Here is a 15,745-nt window from a genome sequence, read left to right as displayed (position 1 = left end):
ACTGCGGTGCGGTCAGAGGTGCGGCAGGATCGCCGGCATCAGGTCCTGGAAGGTGCGGCCGTTGGCCGGGTTGCCGATGGCGGTCATCTGCCAGCCGCCGCCCGCGCGGTGCACCTTGGCCATGATCTGCGCGGTGTACTGGCCGCCGCCGTCCAGCGTGTAGCGGGCCAGCTCCTGGCCGTTGGTCTCGTCGACCAGGCGGCAGAACGCGTTCTGCACCTCCTGGAACGTCTGGCCGGTGAACGAGTTCACCGTGAAGACGATCTGGTCGATGTGGACCGGCACGCGCGAGAGGTCGACCAGGATCGACTCGTCGTCACCGCCCTGGCCCGCGCCACCCACGAGGTTGTCACCGGTGTGCCGGACCGAGCCGTCGTCGCTGGACAGGTGGCGGAAGAACACCACGTCGACGGGCTGCTTGTCGGCGAAGAGCACCGCCGACGCGTCCAGGTCGATCTCCTGCGTCCGCTTGCCGAACAGGCCCCGGCGCGGTGCCGCCTGCCAGCCGAGTCCCATCCGCACCGCGGTCAGGGTGCCGCCACCCTGCTTCTCCAGGCTGATGGCCTGACCCTTGGACAGATTGACCGTCACGCGCTGTCCCCTCTCCCCATGTGTCGTTCTTGACATGCTTTGCGCTGTTGTACGTTCTCGGGCCCGACCCTACGCAGTCGATCGGGCCGAGCGGCCACGCGGGGGCTTTTTGTGGCGGTGTTGCAACACACCGCCCATGCACGGAACCTGCCCCCGCGGCCGGCCGGTCAGGCGAGGCCCGCCTCCTTCATCTGGCGGAGCTCCTTCTTCAGCTCGCCGACCTCGTCGCGCAGCCGGGCCGCCACCTCGAACTGCAGGTCCGCGGCGGCCGCCCGCATCCGGTCGGTCATCTCCTCGATGATTCCCGCCAGTTCGGCCGCGGGACGCTCGGTGAGCTCCTTCTGCACGCCCTTGCCGGCCTTGGCCGCCTTGCCGCCGAGCGAGGGCACCGGCGCCTTGGCCGCCTTGCCGTCCTTGCCCTTGCGGTATCCGCTGCCGAGCAGTTCCTCGGTGTCAATCTCCTCGCGCGCGATGGTCGCGACGATGTCGTTGATCTTCTTCCGCAGCGGCTGCGGGTCGATCCCCTTCTCCTTGTTGTACGCGATCTGCTTCTCGCGGCGCCGGTTGGTCTCCTCGATGGCCTTCTCCATCGCCGGGGTGACACGGTCGGCGTACATGTGGACCTGGCCGGAGACGTTTCGTGCCGCACGGCCGATGGTCTGGATCAGGGAGGTACCCGAACGCAGGAAGCCTTCCTTGTCGGCGTCGAGGATCGCCACCAGGGACACCTCGGGCAGGTCGAGGCCCTCACGCAGCAGGTTGATGCCGACCAGCACGTCGTACTCGCCGGCCCGCAGTTCCCGCAGGAGCTCGATACGGCGCAGCGTGTCGACGTCGCTGTGCAAGTACCGCACCTGGATGCCCAGTTCGAGGAAGTAGTCGGTGAGGTCCTCCGCCATCTTCTTGGTCAGCGTGGTGACCAGGACGCGCTCGTCCTTCTCGGTGCGCTTGCGGATCTCGTGCACCAGGTCGTCGATCTGGCCCTCGGTGGGCTTGACCACGACCTCCGGGTCGACCAGGCCGGTCGGGCGGATGATCTGCTCCACGAAGCCGTCGCCGCGGGAGAGTTCGTACGTGCCCGGGGTGGCCGACAGGTACACCGTCTGGCCGATGCGGCCGAGGAACTCCTCCCACTTCAGCGGCCGGTTGTCCAGCGCGGAGGGCAGCCGGAAGCCGTGGTCGACGAGCGTCCTCTTGCGGGAGGCGTCGCCCTCGTACATCGCGCCGATCTGCGGCACGGTCACATGCGACTCGTCGAGGACCAGCAGGAAGTCCTCGGGGAAGTAGTCGATCAGGGTGTTGGGTGCGGTGCCGGGCTCGCGGCCGTCGAAGTGCATCGAGTAGTTCTCCACGCCCGAGCAGCTGCCGATCTGGCGGAGCATCTCCAGGTCGTACGTGGTGCGCATGCGCAGCCGCTGGGCCTCCAGGAGCTTGCCCTGCTTCTCCAGCTCCGCGAGGCGCTCCTCCAGCTCCTTCTCGATGCCGTTGACGGCCTTCTCCATGCGCTCCGGGCCCGCCACGTAGTGACTTGCGGGGAAGACGTAGAGCGACTGGTCCTCGCTGATGATCTCGCCGGTGATCGGGTGGAGCGTCGAGAGCGCCTCGATCTCGTCCCCGAACATCTCGATGCGGACGGCCAGTTCCTCGTAGACCGGGAAGATCTCGATGGTGTCGCCGCGCACCCGGAAGGTGCCGCGGGCGAACGCCACGTCGTTGCGGGTGTACTGGATGTCGACGAAGCGGCGCAGCAGCTGGTCGCGGTCGATCTCGTCGCCGACCTTGAGCGGCACCATCCGGTCGACGTACTCCTGCGGGGTGCCCAGACCGTAGATGCAGGAGACGGACGCGACCACGATCACGTCGCGGCGGGTGAGCAGCGAGTTGGTCGCCGAGTGGCGCAGCCGCTCGACCTCCTCGTTGATCGAGGAGTCCTTCTCGATGTAGGTGTCCGACTGCGGGACGTACGCCTCGGGCTGGTAGTAGTCGTAGTACGACACGAAGTACTCGACGGCGTTGTTGGGCAGCAGCTCGCGGAACTCGTTGGCCAGCTGGGCGGCCAGCGTCTTGTTCGGCGCCATGACGAGCGTGGGGCGCTGGAGCTTCTCGATCATCCAGGCAGTCGTCGCCGACTTTCCGGTGCCGGTGGCGCCGAGGAGGACGACATCCTTCTCACCTGCACGGATGCGCTTCTCCAGCTCGGCGATGGCCGCCGGCTGGTCACCGCTGGGCTGGTAGGGACTGACGACCTCGAAGGGCGCCACCGTACGTTCGATCTTGGAAACGGGCCGCATGCAACCACCGTACGACCCGCCACTGACAACCGGGGTCCGATCGCGGTCCGGTCACCAGTCGTGCGGGGACGCGGAGCCCTCGCGCGAGGGCTCGGACACCGCCCAGCTGGTGCGTTCCGGGAAGGACGGGCGGTGCCGGGGCGCGGGGATCGCGCGCGGCGGACGCTTCTCCCAGTCCGGCTTGCCCATCACCACGAGCGGGTCGAACATCACGACCACCCCGGCGAGGATCAGGAAGGCGACGGGCCCGATCAGCATGGGGGCGAGCAGGGAGGCGGGCGACTCCCCGCCGGCCGCGGCGGTGGCGGCAGTGGCTGCGCTGCCGTGCAGCCGGACGCTGAGCGCGGCCATCCCCGTGTAGTGCATGCCGCTGACGGCGACGCCCATGACGAGGCTGGCGCCCAGGCTGGCCAGGAAGCCGTGCACGGACACGGCGGCCCACAGGGCGGCGGTGGCGGCCACCACGGCGATCACCACGGAGACGCTGACGACGACGGTGTTGTACTCGAACTCGCCGTTCATCATGATCCCGGCCATGCCCAGGTAGTGCATGGTGGCCACGCCGAGACCGGTGATGGTGCCTCCGGTGACCAGCGCCATGGGGGTGGCGCCCCGGTAGCCGACGATGAAGATGCCGATGCCCACCATCACGATCGCAACGGCGAGGCTGGCGAAGGTGATGCCCCGGTCGTAGCCGAGCGGCACCTCGTGGACCGTGAAGCCCATCATCGCGATGAAGTGCATGGTCCAGATGCCCGAGCCTATGGAGGTGGCGCCGAGCGCCAGCCAGGCGGCCTTGAAGGAGCGCTCGGTCCGCACGGACCGGGCGGTGCAGCGCAGACCCAGCGCTCCACCGAGGCAGGCCATGATGAACGCCGCCACCGGCGTCACAAGGCCATAGCTGAATCCGTCGACCGTCCCGTGCATACCCGTGTGCCCTTCACCCCGTACCGACTGAAGAGGCCCTACTCCTGATTGCGGCCCTGGTTCGGGGCGACATTAGGGCTCGCTGCGCGACAGGCAAACATTTTCCGGGCAATTTATCGACTCCGGGCAGTTGGAGCGTTCCGTTATGGGCTGATCCATGCCCTTTGACACCCCTCTTTCAGGGCCCCGGCGGGCCGGTTTCGCGGCCGGGCGGCTCCGGCGGGCGGGCCGCGTTGTCAGTGGGCGGCCGTACGGTGGTCGGCATGGACAGCAATGCGCAGTTCGTCGAGTGGGCCGTCGTCGAGAGCGACATCGGCCCGCTGCTCCTGGCCGCGACCGGGCAGGGTCTGGTGAACGTGGTGTTCCACGCCGATGAAGCGGTGCGCGACCGGGCCGTGCGGGCGCTCGCCGCCCGGTTCGGCACCGAGCCGGCTCCGGCGGTGCCCGGCCGTGCGGGCCCCCTGGAGGAGCCCATACGCCAGATCAAGGCCTATTTCGAGGGCGGGCTGCGGGAGTTCACGCTGCCGCTCGACTGGTCGCTGTCGTCCGGGTTCAACCGGCAGGTGCTGCGCGAGCTGGCGGCAGGAGTGCCGTACGGGACGGTGGTGGGCTACGGCGATCTGGCCGGCCGGGTCGGCCAGCCCGGGGCGGCCCAGGCGGTGGGCGCGGCCATGGGGTCGAACCCGCTGCCGGTGGTGGTGCCCTGCCATCGCGTGGTGGAGAGCGACGGCGGGCTCGGCGGATTCGGCGGCGGCCTGGAGACCAAGCGGCAGTTGCTCGCGCTCGAAGGGGTGCTGCCCCAGCCGCTGTTCTGAGCAGCGCCATTCCTCCGGCCCACCTGTTTCGTACGCGGATACGGGCTGGCACACTGCGCCGGTGACTACGCTCTCCGACGCCTCCGACGCCGGCCGCGCGGTGCCCGATCCGGCGGCCCTGCCCGCGCTGCGGCGCCGCATCACGGCCGTGCTGATCGCGAGCCAGATACTCGGCGGCCTCGCCAACGCCACGGGGATCGCGCTGGCCGCGGTGCTGGCCGCCGAGGTCAGCGGCAGCCAGGCCCTGTCGGGGCTCGCCTCCGCGTCGATGGTGGTCGGGCCCGCGCTCCTCGCCATGCCGCTGGCCGCGCTGATGACCCGGCGCGGCCGCCGCCCGGGCCTGGTGCTCGCCTATCTCCTCGGGGTGGTCGGCGCCGCGGTCGTGGTCACCGGCGCCGTGCTCGCCAGCTTCCCGCTGCTGCTGTTCGGCATGGCCGTCTTCGGCGCCGGCTCGCTGGGCAACCTCCAGGCCCGGTACGCCGCCGCCGACCTCGCCGAGCCGGAACGCCGGGCGCGGGCCATCTCCACCGTGGTCTGGGCTACGACGATCGGCGCCGTCCTCGGACCGAACATAGCCGCGCCTGCCGGCCACAGCGTCACCCGCTTCGGCATACCGGCGGCCGCGGGCCCCTTCGTGTGGGCGGCCGGGGTGTTCCTGCTGTCCGCCGTGCTCGTCGGCGTACTGCTCCGGCCGGACCCGCTGCTGACCGCCCGCGCGCTGGACGGCGGCGCGGCGCACTCCGCGGCGGCCCGCTCGCTGCGGGCCGGGGTCAGGGCGGTCAGGGAGTCGCCGCGGGCCCGCCTGGCGCTCGTCGCCATGGCCGTGTCGCACACCGCCATGGTGTCGATCATGTCGATGACACCGGTCGCGCTCACCCGTCACGGCGCGAACATCGAACTGATCGGCCTCGTCATCAGCATGCACATCGCGGGCATGTACGCGTTCTCACCGGTGATGGGCTGGCTCGCCGACCGGCTCGGGCGGCTCTCCGTGATCGGCCTCGCGGCCGGGCTGCTGTGCTGCGCCGCCCTGTTGGCGGGCACGGCGGGCGCGAGCCATGGGCAGACCATGGCCGGGCTCTTCCTGCTCGGCCTCGGCTGGTCGGCGGGGCTCGTGTCCGGTTCGGCCCTGCTGACCGACTCGGTGCCGGGCCCCGCGCGCGCCGCCGTGCAGGGCCTGTGCGACCTGACCATGAACGTGGCGGCGGGCCTCGGCGGCCTCACGGCCGGCCTGATCGTGGCCCGCGCGGGCTACGGCTGGCTGAACGCGGCGGGCGCCGCGCTGCTGCTGCCGATGGCAGGCCTCGCCCTGTTCACCTCCCGTCGGCACGAGGCGAAGGAACAGGGCCCCTCTACAAGCTGATGTGGTAGGCCTTGCGCAGCGTCTCGTGAACCGTCCACGTGGTGCGGTCTCCCTCGCGCAGCACACAGGCGTCGCCGGGACCGATCTCCAGCGTGTCACCGCCCTCCACCTCGACGGTGGCGCGCCCGCTGACCACTACGAACAGCTCGTCGGCCTCGGTGTCGGTCACCACGCCCGGCGTGATCTGCCAGATGCCCCGGATCTGCTTCCCGTCGGCCGACTCCCACAGCACCTTCCCGGTCACTTCCGGGGCGCCGGACACGATCTGTGCCGGATCGAGCGGCTCCGGCTCCAGCTCTGCGTCGCAGACGCGCACGGCGAAGGAAGCAGGCGCGAGGGGACTCGGGTCGACGGGGCCGGAACCGGCAGGTGCGGCAGAGGCTTGATCCATGGTGCTCATGGCCGGTCAATCTAGCCGCGTCGGACCGCCGCTGTGACCGACAGTCCGGCCAGGTCCGGGCGCCCTTCCGCGACAGTGTGTCCAGCGCGCCCCCTTACCTCGTACGCCGTGGATCAAACCGGCCGCGCCGAAGCCGAGTTGAGCCCACGACGCACGCCTCCCGGCCCCGCCCGCCGCGTGGCCCGGACCGTCGGGGCAGAACGTTTACCCGGCCACCGGGCGTGCCAGGGATGGGACATGCCCTTTGACGACGTACCTGATGAGACCAAGGTGTCGGAAGAAGTACGGACCGCTCTCGACGAGGGCCGTCCGGTCGTCGCTCTGGAGTCGACGATCATCTCGCACGGCCTCCCCCGGCCGCGCAACCTGCTCGTCGCCACCGAACTGGAGCAGATGGTGCGGGCCCGGGGCGCCGTTCCCGCGACGATCGCCGTCCTCGACGGGAGGCCCCGGGTGGGCCTCGACAAGGCGCAGTTGGAGCGGGTGGCCAACGAGGAACTGCGCAAGCTCGGGCACCGCGATCTGCCGATGGCGATGGCCACCGGGGCGAGCGGGGCGACGACCGTGTCGGGCACCGCGTTCCTGGCCGCGCGGGCGGGCCTGCGCGTCTTCGCGACCGGCGGGCTCGGCGGCGTACACCGCGAGTGGACCGAGACTCAGGACGAGTCGGCTGACCTGCGGCTGCTCGCCACGACGCCGATCGCGGTGGTGTGCGCCGGGGTGAAGTCGATCCTCGATGTGCCGGCCACGCTCCAGCGCCTGGAGACGCTGGGGATCTCGGTGGTCGGCTACGGCACGGAACACTTCCCCGGGTTCTACCTGTCCAGTTCCGGCGAGCCGGTCGACTGGACGGTGCGGACGCCGCAGGAGGCCGCGGACGTGCTGCGGGCCCATCGCTCGCTCGCGCTCGACTCGGCAGTGATCGTCGCCAATCCGGTGCCCGAGGCCGAGCAGCTCGATCCCCGGCTGCACGACGAGGTGCTCGCCTCGGGCCTCGCCGCCTGCCGCGCCGCGGGCATCACGGGCCAGGCGGTCACGCCCTTCCTCCTCGGCCACCTGGTCCAGCACACGGACGGCGCGTCCCTGGAGGCCAATGTGGCGGCGGTCCGCGGGAACGTCCGGCTCGCGGCGGACATCGCGGCGGCGCTGTGAGCGGTGCCGGGGGCGACCGCGCGGGCGGCGGGCTCCTCGTCGTCGGCGACGTGGTCACCGACGTGGTCGCCCGCCACCGCGGCCCGCTCGCCCCCGCCACGGACACCGCGGCCGACATCCGTACGGTGCCGGGCGGTGCGGGCGCCAACGCGGCCTGTTGGGCAGCCCATTCGGGCTGCCCGGACGTGAGGCTGCTCGCCCGGGTCGGCCGGGACTCGGCCGGCTGGCACGAACTCCGGCTGCGCCGTTCCGGCGTACGGCCGCTGCTGATCCCGGATGCCGACGCGCCCACCGCGACCGTGATCGCCCTCGTCGACACGGCGACGGCCGAGCGCACCTTCCTGACCGACAGCGGCGCCGTCCACCGCATGAGCCCCGCCGACTGGTCACCCGACCTCCTCGACGGCATCGCGCATCTCCACCTCTCGGGCTACCTGCTGTTCGCCGACCGGAGCCGTCAACTGGCCCAAGCGGCAAGGGAATCGGCGCGTCGGGCCGGTGTCACTGTGAGCCTGGATCCGGCGTCGACCGGCTTCATCGGGGACCTGGGCGTCGAACGATTCCTGGCGACGACCGAGGGGGTGGACGTGCTGCTTCCCAATGCGGACGAGGCGGCCTTCCTGACCGGACTGACCGAACCGGCGGACGCGGCGGCCAAGTTGAGCCGTCAGTTCCCCCTGGTGGCGGTCACGCTGGGCGCGGCCGGGGCACTGGTGGCCACGTGCGGGGAGGTCGTCGCGAGGGTGGCGGCGCCGGAGGTGGCGGCCCTGGACTCCACGGGCGCGGGCGACGCCTTCACCGGCGCCTTCCTCGCCGCCCGCCTGAGCGGCGCGTCCCCCGCGAAGGCCGCCGAGGCGGGGTGCCGGGCGGGGGCGCTTGCGGTGGGGATGGTGGGAGGGCGGCCGGCGGTGGGGGCCGGGTAGAGGTCGCGCGCGACATGTGACGGACAGATGCCGGATATCAGATGTCAGAGTCCGTCATTCGCCGACCGTCATCCCCCAAGCCGGATGCCGGAAATCGTCCACCCGCACCACCACATCGGCCGCCTCGCCCGGCCCCACCTCCCTCTCGTACCGCTCGAACGCGGGGAGCGTCCAGCGAGCGCTCTCTTCGGTTCGGCGGCGCAGGGCGGGCGCCGACAGACGCAGGTGCACGGTGAGGTCGAAGGGGAACCAGCGGCCCAGCAGCATGGGACCGTACAGCACTAACACGCCTGACTCAGGGAGGAGTTGGTAGGGGCTCCGGGTGGCCCGGTCGGTCGCCGGGTCCCACAGGTCGGGCAGCACGCGGCCGGTGCCGCCCGGCTCCAGCGGCCCGAACACCTCCCGCCACAGGGCGCCCGTGTCGAACCAGCCGTCGTAGTACGTGTCCGGGTCCTCGCGGCCGAATTCGTAGCGCAGCGACGCGGGCCGCAGGAAGCCCTCGGTGGAGACGGCAAGGACGGACCGGCCGCGCGGGCGGAGCGTTTCCGCGATGCGCCGGCCCAGCTCTTCGGGGCGGGCCGCCGGGGCGCCGTCGATGCCGATGCGCAGCCAGGGACTGCCGTCGGCCGCCTTCAGGTCCATGGCCCGCTCGGCGAGAGCGTCGGTCAGCCGTTCCCAGGTGATCGCTTCGAATCGCACGCCCCCATCATGCGGGGTGTTGGAGTGTGCGGCCCCGGGAAAAGGAGCGGGCCCGGAGGCGTAGCCGGCCCCCGGGCCCTGAGTGATGCCACCGCAACTGCACACGCCGGTCCGCTTGAGAACCCAGGTCAGTCTTAAGCCGTCGCGTCCTGCCTTTGGACCACCGCGGATCGGGATGGAACTCGACTGGAGCTCCGCGGGCCGGACTCGAACCGGCAATTCGACGCACATGGGCCTGGGCCCGGTTGGTTCCGGCGATCGGTGGCGCATGCTGAGTCTGGAGCGAGAGTCTGAGATTGATGGCGGCACGCTCAAGAGGCGGCCGCACCGTCACGACAAGCTTCAGTTTCAGCTTTGCGCTCCTCGCGCACCCGGCCGCGCCGAGCACGGCCGGGAGTCTCATGGATAATGCATGCTCACCCGAAAAGGTAGCCGAATACGGCGTCGCCCACCCGCTGGTCGGTGACGTCGATGCCGTTGGCCTCTTCGCGCGCGAACTTCACGGCCTGCTGCAACTTCTCGACGCGGCCCACGAGTTCGTTGATGCGCCGGGCGGGCAGCGCGCCGGAGAACTTCACGGTCGTCCAGTAGCCGACCGGCACGTCCTCGTAGTACACCTCGACCTGCGCCGGGTGCTTGTCGGTGGCCTCGGCCTTGACGTGGTTGCGCGGCACCTTCTTCGTGCGCAGCGTCCGCACCGGCTCGGTCTTCCAGGAGTCGGTGGAAGGGTCCTGCGCCCACGACTCGGCGGCGTCCAGCACGGGAAGCCGGCGCACAAAGGCGTTGATGTCGGTCAGCTGCTTTTCGAGGAAGAGCAGGTACGAGACCGGTACGGCGGCCACGAGGACCCGCCCGTCGACGGTGACGTCGGCCCGCGCCTCGCAGTTCGCCCAGTCCTTGGTGGCGGTCACGTCGAACAGCCGGGTCAGCGTGGCGGCCGTCTCGCGCAGCACGTCCTCGGACCTGACCTGCACCCGGGTCGACTCGGGCGGCAGCTGCTCGCCCTCCTCGTCCTTGGGCTGATAGGTACGGGATATTCCGGCCAGCAACGCAGGCTTCTGCAGCCCGTGCTGAGCAGCCGTCAGGTCCTGGTGGGACTTCGACTTGATTCCCTTTTCGACTGCGATGATCTGATTGAGTTTCGCCACGTGTTGAAACCTAACAAGCCCAATCCGCCCTGTTCCACTGGTTATTGAACGGGGAATCAGAGAAGAAGGGAGGGGAGCATCCGGGGGCTTGCGACCAGGGCAAGGAGGGCCGTCGCATTCTCGTCATACAACCCCGGCGCCACCATCGCTGCGCCGACTGCGATCGAGCCCCGCTCGGGCACATCGTCCTGGCGTCCGGCGCCCCGCTCTGCCTGGACTGCGCGGATCTGGGGCATCTGGTCTTCCTGCCGCGCGGCGACACCGCGCTCACCCGCCGCGCCCGCGCGGGCAGTTCGCTCTCCGCCGTCGTGGTCCGCTTCAACCGGCGCCGCCGGCGCTACGAGCGCCAGGGCGTCTTCGTCGAGGAGCCCGCCCTCGCCGCGGCGGAGGCCGCGTGCCTGGCCGACGCGGAGGCCCGGGCCCGGCGGCGGGCCCGGGACGCCCGGCGCCGGGCCGCCGAGGACGTGCGGTTCACCGCGGCGCTGACCGCCGAGATCCTGCGTCTGTTTCCGCGCTGCCCGGCCGAGCGGGCCCGCGACATCGCCGAGCACACCTCGGTGCGCGGCAGCGGTCGGGTGGGCCGGTCGGCGGCGGGCAGGGCGCTGGACGAGTTCGCGGTGACGGCCGCCGTGCGCGCCTCCGTCCGCCATCTGGACACCGAGTACGACGCGCTGCTCATGGCGCGGGTGCCGCACAACCGGGCGCGGGCCCGGGTCGCCGCCGCGATCGACGCCGTCCTGGCCTCGTGGGCGGCGGACGGGTCGGACGAGGTAGCCTCCAGGGTCGCGGAAGACCAGCCTCCTCTTACGTAAGAATTCCATTCACTCACAACTCTTTCGCATAGAACGATTCCCCTACGGCGCTCCGTCAGGGCAGGACGGCTGCGCTCGACCCCAGCCGTCCATCCCCCGCCGCCCCGGGCGGGCCCCTGCACAAGGCGAGGTAGCAGCCGATGCCGAAGCCGGCCACCGTGGAATCCACCGCACCCGAGCCACTCGCCCCGTCGCTCGACGAAGCCCCGCTGCGCCCGTTCCACCTGCGGGTGACGGCGACGACGTTCGGGGCGAACTTCTCCGACGGCTACGCGCTCGGCATGATCGGCGCCGTCCTCGCCACCCTCACCGACGCCCGGCACCTCTCGGGCGTCTGGCAGGGCCTGCTCGGCGCATCGGCGCTGATCGGCCTCTTCTTCGGCAGCATCGTGCTCGGCCGGGTCGGCGACATCATCGGCCGCCAGAAGCTGTACATCTACAACTTCGTCCTGATCACCATCGCCTCCGCACTCCAGCTCTGGGCCAGGGATCCGGCACTGCTCTTCACGCTGCGCCTGCTGATCGGCTTCGGGCTCGGCGCGGACTACGCGGTGGGCCCGACGATGCTGTCGGAGTTCGCACCCCGCAGGCTCCGGGGCGTACTCCTCGGCTCCCTCACCGTGATGTGGACCGTCGGTTACGTCATCGCGGGCATCCTCGGCACCTACCTCGGCAAGTCGGAGGACGCCTCCTACCTGCTGCTCGCGTCCGGCGCCGTGCCCGCGCTCCTGGTGCTGCTGCTCCGCATCGGTACGCCCGAGTCGCCGAGCTGGCTGATCAGCCAGGGCCGGGCGGCCGAGGCCCGGGACATCGCCAGGAAGTACCTGAAGGCCGAACTGGGCCCGGCCGAGGCCGCCCCCGCCGAGGGGGGTACGACCACGACCGCCGCGTACCGGGAACTCTTCTCGCCCGGACAGGCCAGGCGCACCTGGTTCGGCACGGTCTTCTACAGCGCGCAGGTGCTCCCGTACTTCGCGATCTACACCTTCATGCCGACCATCCTGGCCGCGCTGCACGTCCCCGACCCCGACCTGCAGAACCTGCTGCTCAACCTCTTCCTGCTCGGCGGCGGCGTCACAGGTCTCTGGTTCCTCCAGAAAACCGGCCGCCGCCCCTTGACGATCGTCACGTTCGGCATCATGACGGCGACGCTGGCCCTGATGGGTGCCTTCGCCCATGCGTCGACGATCGCCCTCATGGTGCCGTTCCTCGTCTACACCTTTGTGATGGCCGGCGCTTCAAACCTCACCCAGGTGTATCCCGCCGAGCTCTATCCGACGCATCTGCGCGCCACCGGCGTCGGCTTCCTCAACGGCACGAGCCGTATCGCCTCGGCCATCGGCACGTTCATCCTGCCGGTGAGCCTGGAGCACCTCGGCCTGAGCGGCTCCATGTACTGGCTGGCGGCGGTCCTCCTGGTCGGCATGCTGGTGTCGCTGGCATGGGCCCCGGAGACGCGCGAGTCCGTGACGACGTCGGGCGGCTGAGGCCGCAGGCGGTGCGGGAGTCGGTGGCAGCTTCGCGAAGCTGGACCCCGGGCGGTGCGGGAGTCGGCGACAACGTCGCGCGGCTGAGGCCCCGGGGCGGGGCCCCGTCGGTTCCGCCGGCGGACGCCTGACCTCCACAACTGCCCGGCGCATCCCGTCACTTGAACCAATCGCATGGGTATCCCTCCCCCATGACGACTGCGCCGGACCGCCCCCTGCTGCTCCTCGACGTGGACGGCCCCCTCAACCCGTACGGGGCCCGCCTCCCCCAGCTGCGCGGCTACCGCACCCACCGGCTCCACCCGTCGTGCTGGCTCTCGCGGCAGACCCCGGGTTCCCGACGGCACCGGCGCGGCCTGCGCGTCTATCTCAACCCGGCCCACGGGCCCCGGCTGCGTTCCCTGCCGTATGAACTGGCCTGGGCCACCACATGGATGGACGAGGCGAACGAAATGATCGCCCCCGCCATCGGCCTGCCGCCGGACCTCCCGTTCATCGCCTGGCCCGAACTCTTCGCGACCGACCCGGACGGTCTGTACTGGAAGACCAGACCGTTGCTGAAGTGGGCGGCGGGCCGCGCGTTCGCCTGGGTCGACGACATGATCACCGATCTGGACGAAACCTATGTGCGCGACAACCACGATTGGCCCGCGCTGATGATGCGCGTGCATCCACGACGGGGGCTGCGGGAGGCGGACTTCAGAAAACTGACCCAATGGGCGGCGGCGAACACATGACGCGAACACATGATCCCCAAACACGCTGACCCGAGGCGTCCGTTTCTTCTACACCTTTCCCCACTTCCCTCTTTTCCCCAGGTGACAGGCGCAATTCCGAGTAGGCTGAATTTCACGCTCTTGGGGAGAGCCTGAACTTTCCGTGAACAGAGGGCAGTTCGGCCCTGCCCGTGCAGCCCTCCATCCCGTGGGGGGTCTCGTATGCACGAAATGGTCAAGGGTGCCAACGTGGGCCTGGCGGCGCTCAGCGAGAACGCCGGCTCTGTCATCGTCAGCCTGAGCTGGAGCAGCCCGAGCGGCGAAGGCGACGCCGATGTCTCCGTGCTGCTGCTCGGCGCGAACGGCAAGGTGCGGGGCAACGCGGATTTCTACTTCTACAACAACCCGGCCGCCGCCGACGGCACGGTGCAACTCCTCGGCCCGGCTCCGACCGAGAACGGCAGCGAGGACAGAATTCGGCTCGATCTGACGGCGTTTCCCGGTGACGTCGACCGGATCATCATCGCGGCCAGTCGGCATCAACGGGCGCATTTCGGCGAGCTGGAGAACATCCGGCTCACCCTGACGGACGGCTCCGGCGACGGGCTGCTCGGATTCTCCATAGCGGACGCCGGCACGGAAAGCGCGTTCGCCTTCGGCGAGATCTACCGGCGCGCGCAGGCATGGAAGTTCCGGGCCATCGGGCAGGGGTACGACTCCGGTCTGGCCGGACTCGCCACCGACTACGGCATCGAGATCGACGAGGACGATGACAGCGAGCAGGGCGGCGAATCCGGCGCCGCCGTCGACGAATCCGCTGAACTCTCCGGCCCCTCTGGTACTACCGAATCCGCCAACACCCCTGACTCCGCTGACGCCGCTGCCGAGAACAGCGAGAGTCCCGCCATCGAGGCGGCGGCTCCAACTACCTTTCCCCAGACTGCCGTTGCGGCGCTCACCTCCGCCCCTGCCGAGGTGCCCGTTCAGCGCGGCACCCACTCGGTCGCGGCCGATGCTCCCGCTGCCGCTCCCGCGCGTCGGCTCCGTACGGCCAAGAAGAAGGTCACGCTGCCGAAGGCGCCGAAGTCCTCGCTCGCGGAGAACGAGGCGTGGCGCACCGCCCGGCTGTTCCCCGCGTCCTCGCTGAAGAGCGACCGGGAGCGCGAGATGCGGGCGACGTCCGTGGTCCTGGCCGTGATGACGCAGGTCCCCGAGTTCGGCCGTCGGCTGACCGCCGCCTTCGGCGCGCCCGCCGGGCGAATGGAGGCGTTCACCGAGGTCTCGCTCCCCAACGGCGACACCCCCAAGCGGCCCGACGGCGTCATCCGGGTGGAGCGCGCGGGGAAGCTGTGGACGGCGCTCGTCGAGACCAAGACCAATGGCAACGCTCTGAGGAGCGAGCAGATCCAGGACTACATGGACATCGCCGCCCGCCGGGGCTATGAAGCGGTCATCACCCTGTCCAACGACGTTGCCCTCGAAGGAAGTTCCCCGGTCGAGGTGAAGACCGACGGGCGGCGCAAGCACAAGGTCGCCCTGTGGCATCTGTCCTGGGCCGAAGTCACGCACCAGGCGCAGCTCCTCATCCGGCACGAGGGCGTACGCAATGAGGCGCACGCCTGGCTCCTCCAGGAGCTTCTGCACTATCTCCAGCACGAGAACTCCGGCTGCCACGGCTTCCAGAACATGGGCCCGGCGTGGGTCCCGGTGCGCAACGGGATCGATGAGGAGACCCTGTCGCCCGGCGATCCGCGCACCGTGCAGGTCGTCGAGAGCTGGGAGCGGCTGATCCGCCAGGTCTGTCTGCGGCTCGGGGGTGAGCTCGGCACGAAGGTGGTGCCGGTGCAGCGGGCCAGGCGCGGCACCGACCCGCAGTCGCGGCGGGCGGAACTGGCGGACCGGCTGTGTGTGGACGGGCAGTTGCGCGCGGAGATCCGGGTCGAGGGGGCGCCCGGCGTTCTCGCGATCGTCGCCGATCTGCGGATGGGGCGGCTCAGGACCTCCATCGAAGTCCCCGCGCCCGAACAGGGCTATCCGCTCACCTGGGTGAAGAAGCTGATGAAGCAGCTCGGCGAGGCCCCGGCCGACCTTCATGTGCAGACCCTCCTGGACGGGGAGACGGTCGGCCCGCGTGGCACCTTGGAGAGGTTGCGCCCCGAGCCCGGGGACCTGCTGCCGAGGGGGTCCGAGCGGATCACCGGGTTCCGGCTGACGCTCTCCAAGAGCGTGGGCAGTACGCGCGGCAACGCCGAGACCGGGTTCATCCGCGGTGTCGACGCGGCCGTCGACCTGTTCTACGCCGGCGTGGTCTCGCAGTTGGAGCGGCCGCGCCCGGCACAGCGCGCCAAGGCGGCCGAGGCGTCAGTCTGATGCCGCCCGGTTGACCTCGGTCCGTCGGCTGACTGGCCCGGGCCCGCCATC

14 protein-coding genes are annotated in these 15,745 nt (G+C 70.5%); 8 read left to right on the top strand and 6 right to left on the bottom strand.

Annotation, left to right across the window (positions count from 1 at the left end; translation table 11 throughout):
* Positions 1-12: 12 nt before the first annotated feature.
* The 3 genes from ACSHXC_RS29275 to ACSHXC_RS29265 form a co-directional block, all read right to left on the bottom strand.
* Entirely contained in the window at positions 13-591 is a 579-nt protein-coding gene (locus ACSHXC_RS29275; protein ID WP_386002476.1) for a TerD family protein, read from the bottom strand.
* Positions 592-758: 167 nt separating this feature from the next.
* Positions 759-2,882 carry an excinuclease ABC subunit UvrB gene (uvrB, locus tag ACSHXC_RS29270; RefSeq protein ID WP_438294441.1) on the bottom strand — a complete coding sequence of 708 codons (2,124 nt, stop codon included), beginning with the start codon at positions 2,880-2,882 and terminating at the stop codon, positions 759-761.
* Positions 2,883-2,933: 51 nt separating this feature from the next.
* Positions 2,934-3,809 carry an MHYT domain-containing protein gene (locus ACSHXC_RS29265; RefSeq protein ID WP_438294440.1) on the bottom strand — a complete coding sequence of 292 codons (876 nt, stop codon included), beginning with the start codon at positions 3,807-3,809 and terminating at the stop codon, positions 2,934-2,936.
* 263 nt (positions 3,810-4,072) lie between these two features.
* On the opposite strand from ACSHXC_RS29265, the gene ACSHXC_RS29260 reads away from it, so the two are divergent.
* On the top strand, positions 4,073-4,624 hold the full coding sequence (locus tag ACSHXC_RS29260) for a methylated-DNA--[protein]-cysteine S-methyltransferase (protein ID WP_438294439.1): 552 nt from the start codon (positions 4,073-4,075) through the stop codon (positions 4,622-4,624).
* Between the two features lie 61 nt (positions 4,625-4,685).
* On the top strand, positions 4,686-5,987 hold the full coding sequence (locus ACSHXC_RS29255) for an MFS transporter (protein WP_438294438.1): 1,302 nt from the start codon (positions 4,686-4,688) through the stop codon (positions 5,985-5,987).
* On the opposite strand, the gene ACSHXC_RS29250 is transcribed toward ACSHXC_RS29255, so the two are convergent.
* Positions 5,977-6,378: a cupin domain-containing protein gene (locus ACSHXC_RS29250; RefSeq protein WP_438296887.1), complete on the bottom strand. Its 402-nt coding sequence runs from the start codon at positions 6,376-6,378 to the stop codon at positions 5,977-5,979. The genes ACSHXC_RS29255 and ACSHXC_RS29250 overlap by 11 nt on opposite strands.
* Positions 6,379-6,624: 246 nt before the next feature.
* Here ACSHXC_RS29250 and ACSHXC_RS29245 point away from each other — a divergent pair, with 246 nt between their 5' ends.
* The gene (locus ACSHXC_RS29245) at positions 6,625-7,539 is read left to right on the top strand and encodes a pseudouridine-5'-phosphate glycosidase (RefSeq protein ID WP_438294437.1); all 915 of its coding nucleotides are present in this window, start codon (positions 6,625-6,627) and stop codon (positions 7,537-7,539) included.
* Positions 7,536-8,462: a carbohydrate kinase family protein gene (locus tag ACSHXC_RS29240; protein WP_438294436.1), complete on the top strand. Its 927-nt coding sequence runs from the start codon at positions 7,536-7,538 to the stop codon at positions 8,460-8,462. The genes ACSHXC_RS29245 and ACSHXC_RS29240 overlap by 4 nt, the downstream gene beginning before the upstream one ends.
* Positions 8,463-8,516: 54 nt before the next feature.
* Here ACSHXC_RS29240 and ACSHXC_RS29235 read toward each other — a convergent pair whose 3' ends face one another.
* Together ACSHXC_RS29235 and ACSHXC_RS29230 are read right to left on the bottom strand one after the other, a co-directional pair.
* Positions 8,517-9,161: a uridine kinase gene (locus ACSHXC_RS29235; RefSeq protein ID WP_438294435.1), complete on the bottom strand. Its 645-nt coding sequence runs from the start codon at positions 9,159-9,161 to the stop codon at positions 8,517-8,519.
* A 416-nt stretch (positions 9,162-9,577) separates the two neighbouring features.
* Entirely contained in the window at positions 9,578-10,309 is a 732-nt protein-coding gene (locus ACSHXC_RS29230; RefSeq protein WP_438294434.1) for a DUF7873 family protein, read from the bottom strand.
* A 116-nt stretch (positions 10,310-10,425) separates the two neighbouring features.
* Here ACSHXC_RS29230 and ACSHXC_RS29225 point away from each other — a divergent pair, with 116 nt between their 5' ends.
* The 4 genes from ACSHXC_RS29225 to ACSHXC_RS29210 all read left to right on the top strand — a co-directional run bounded on the left by ACSHXC_RS29225 (position 10,426) and on the right by ACSHXC_RS29210 (position 15,694).
* Complete coding sequence (locus ACSHXC_RS29225) at positions 10,426-11,121, top strand: DUF2293 domain-containing protein (RefSeq protein ID WP_438296885.1); 696 nt, start codon at positions 10,426-10,428, stop codon at positions 11,119-11,121.
* A 140-nt stretch (positions 11,122-11,261) separates the two neighbouring features.
* Complete coding sequence (locus ACSHXC_RS29220) at positions 11,262-12,608, top strand: MFS transporter (protein WP_438294433.1); 1,347 nt, start codon at positions 11,262-11,264, stop codon at positions 12,606-12,608.
* Positions 12,609-12,799: 191 nt separating this feature from the next.
* Positions 12,800-13,345, top strand: coding sequence for a hypothetical protein (locus tag ACSHXC_RS29215; protein WP_438294432.1), 546 nt, complete (start codon positions 12,800-12,802; stop codon positions 13,343-13,345).
* A 210-nt stretch (positions 13,346-13,555) separates the two neighbouring features.
* Entirely contained in the window at positions 13,556-15,694 is a 2,139-nt protein-coding gene (locus ACSHXC_RS29210) for a TerD family protein (RefSeq protein ID WP_438296884.1), read from the top strand.
* Positions 15,695-15,745: the final 51 nt, after the last annotated feature.

This window comes from Streptomyces sp. HUAS TT7 (genome assembly GCF_051550175.1).
GTDB lineage: Bacteria > Actinomycetota > Actinomycetes > Streptomycetales > Streptomycetaceae > Streptomyces.
The sequence above is the reverse complement of the archived record's forward strand: the minus strand, read 5'-3'. Positions and strand labels throughout refer to the sequence as shown.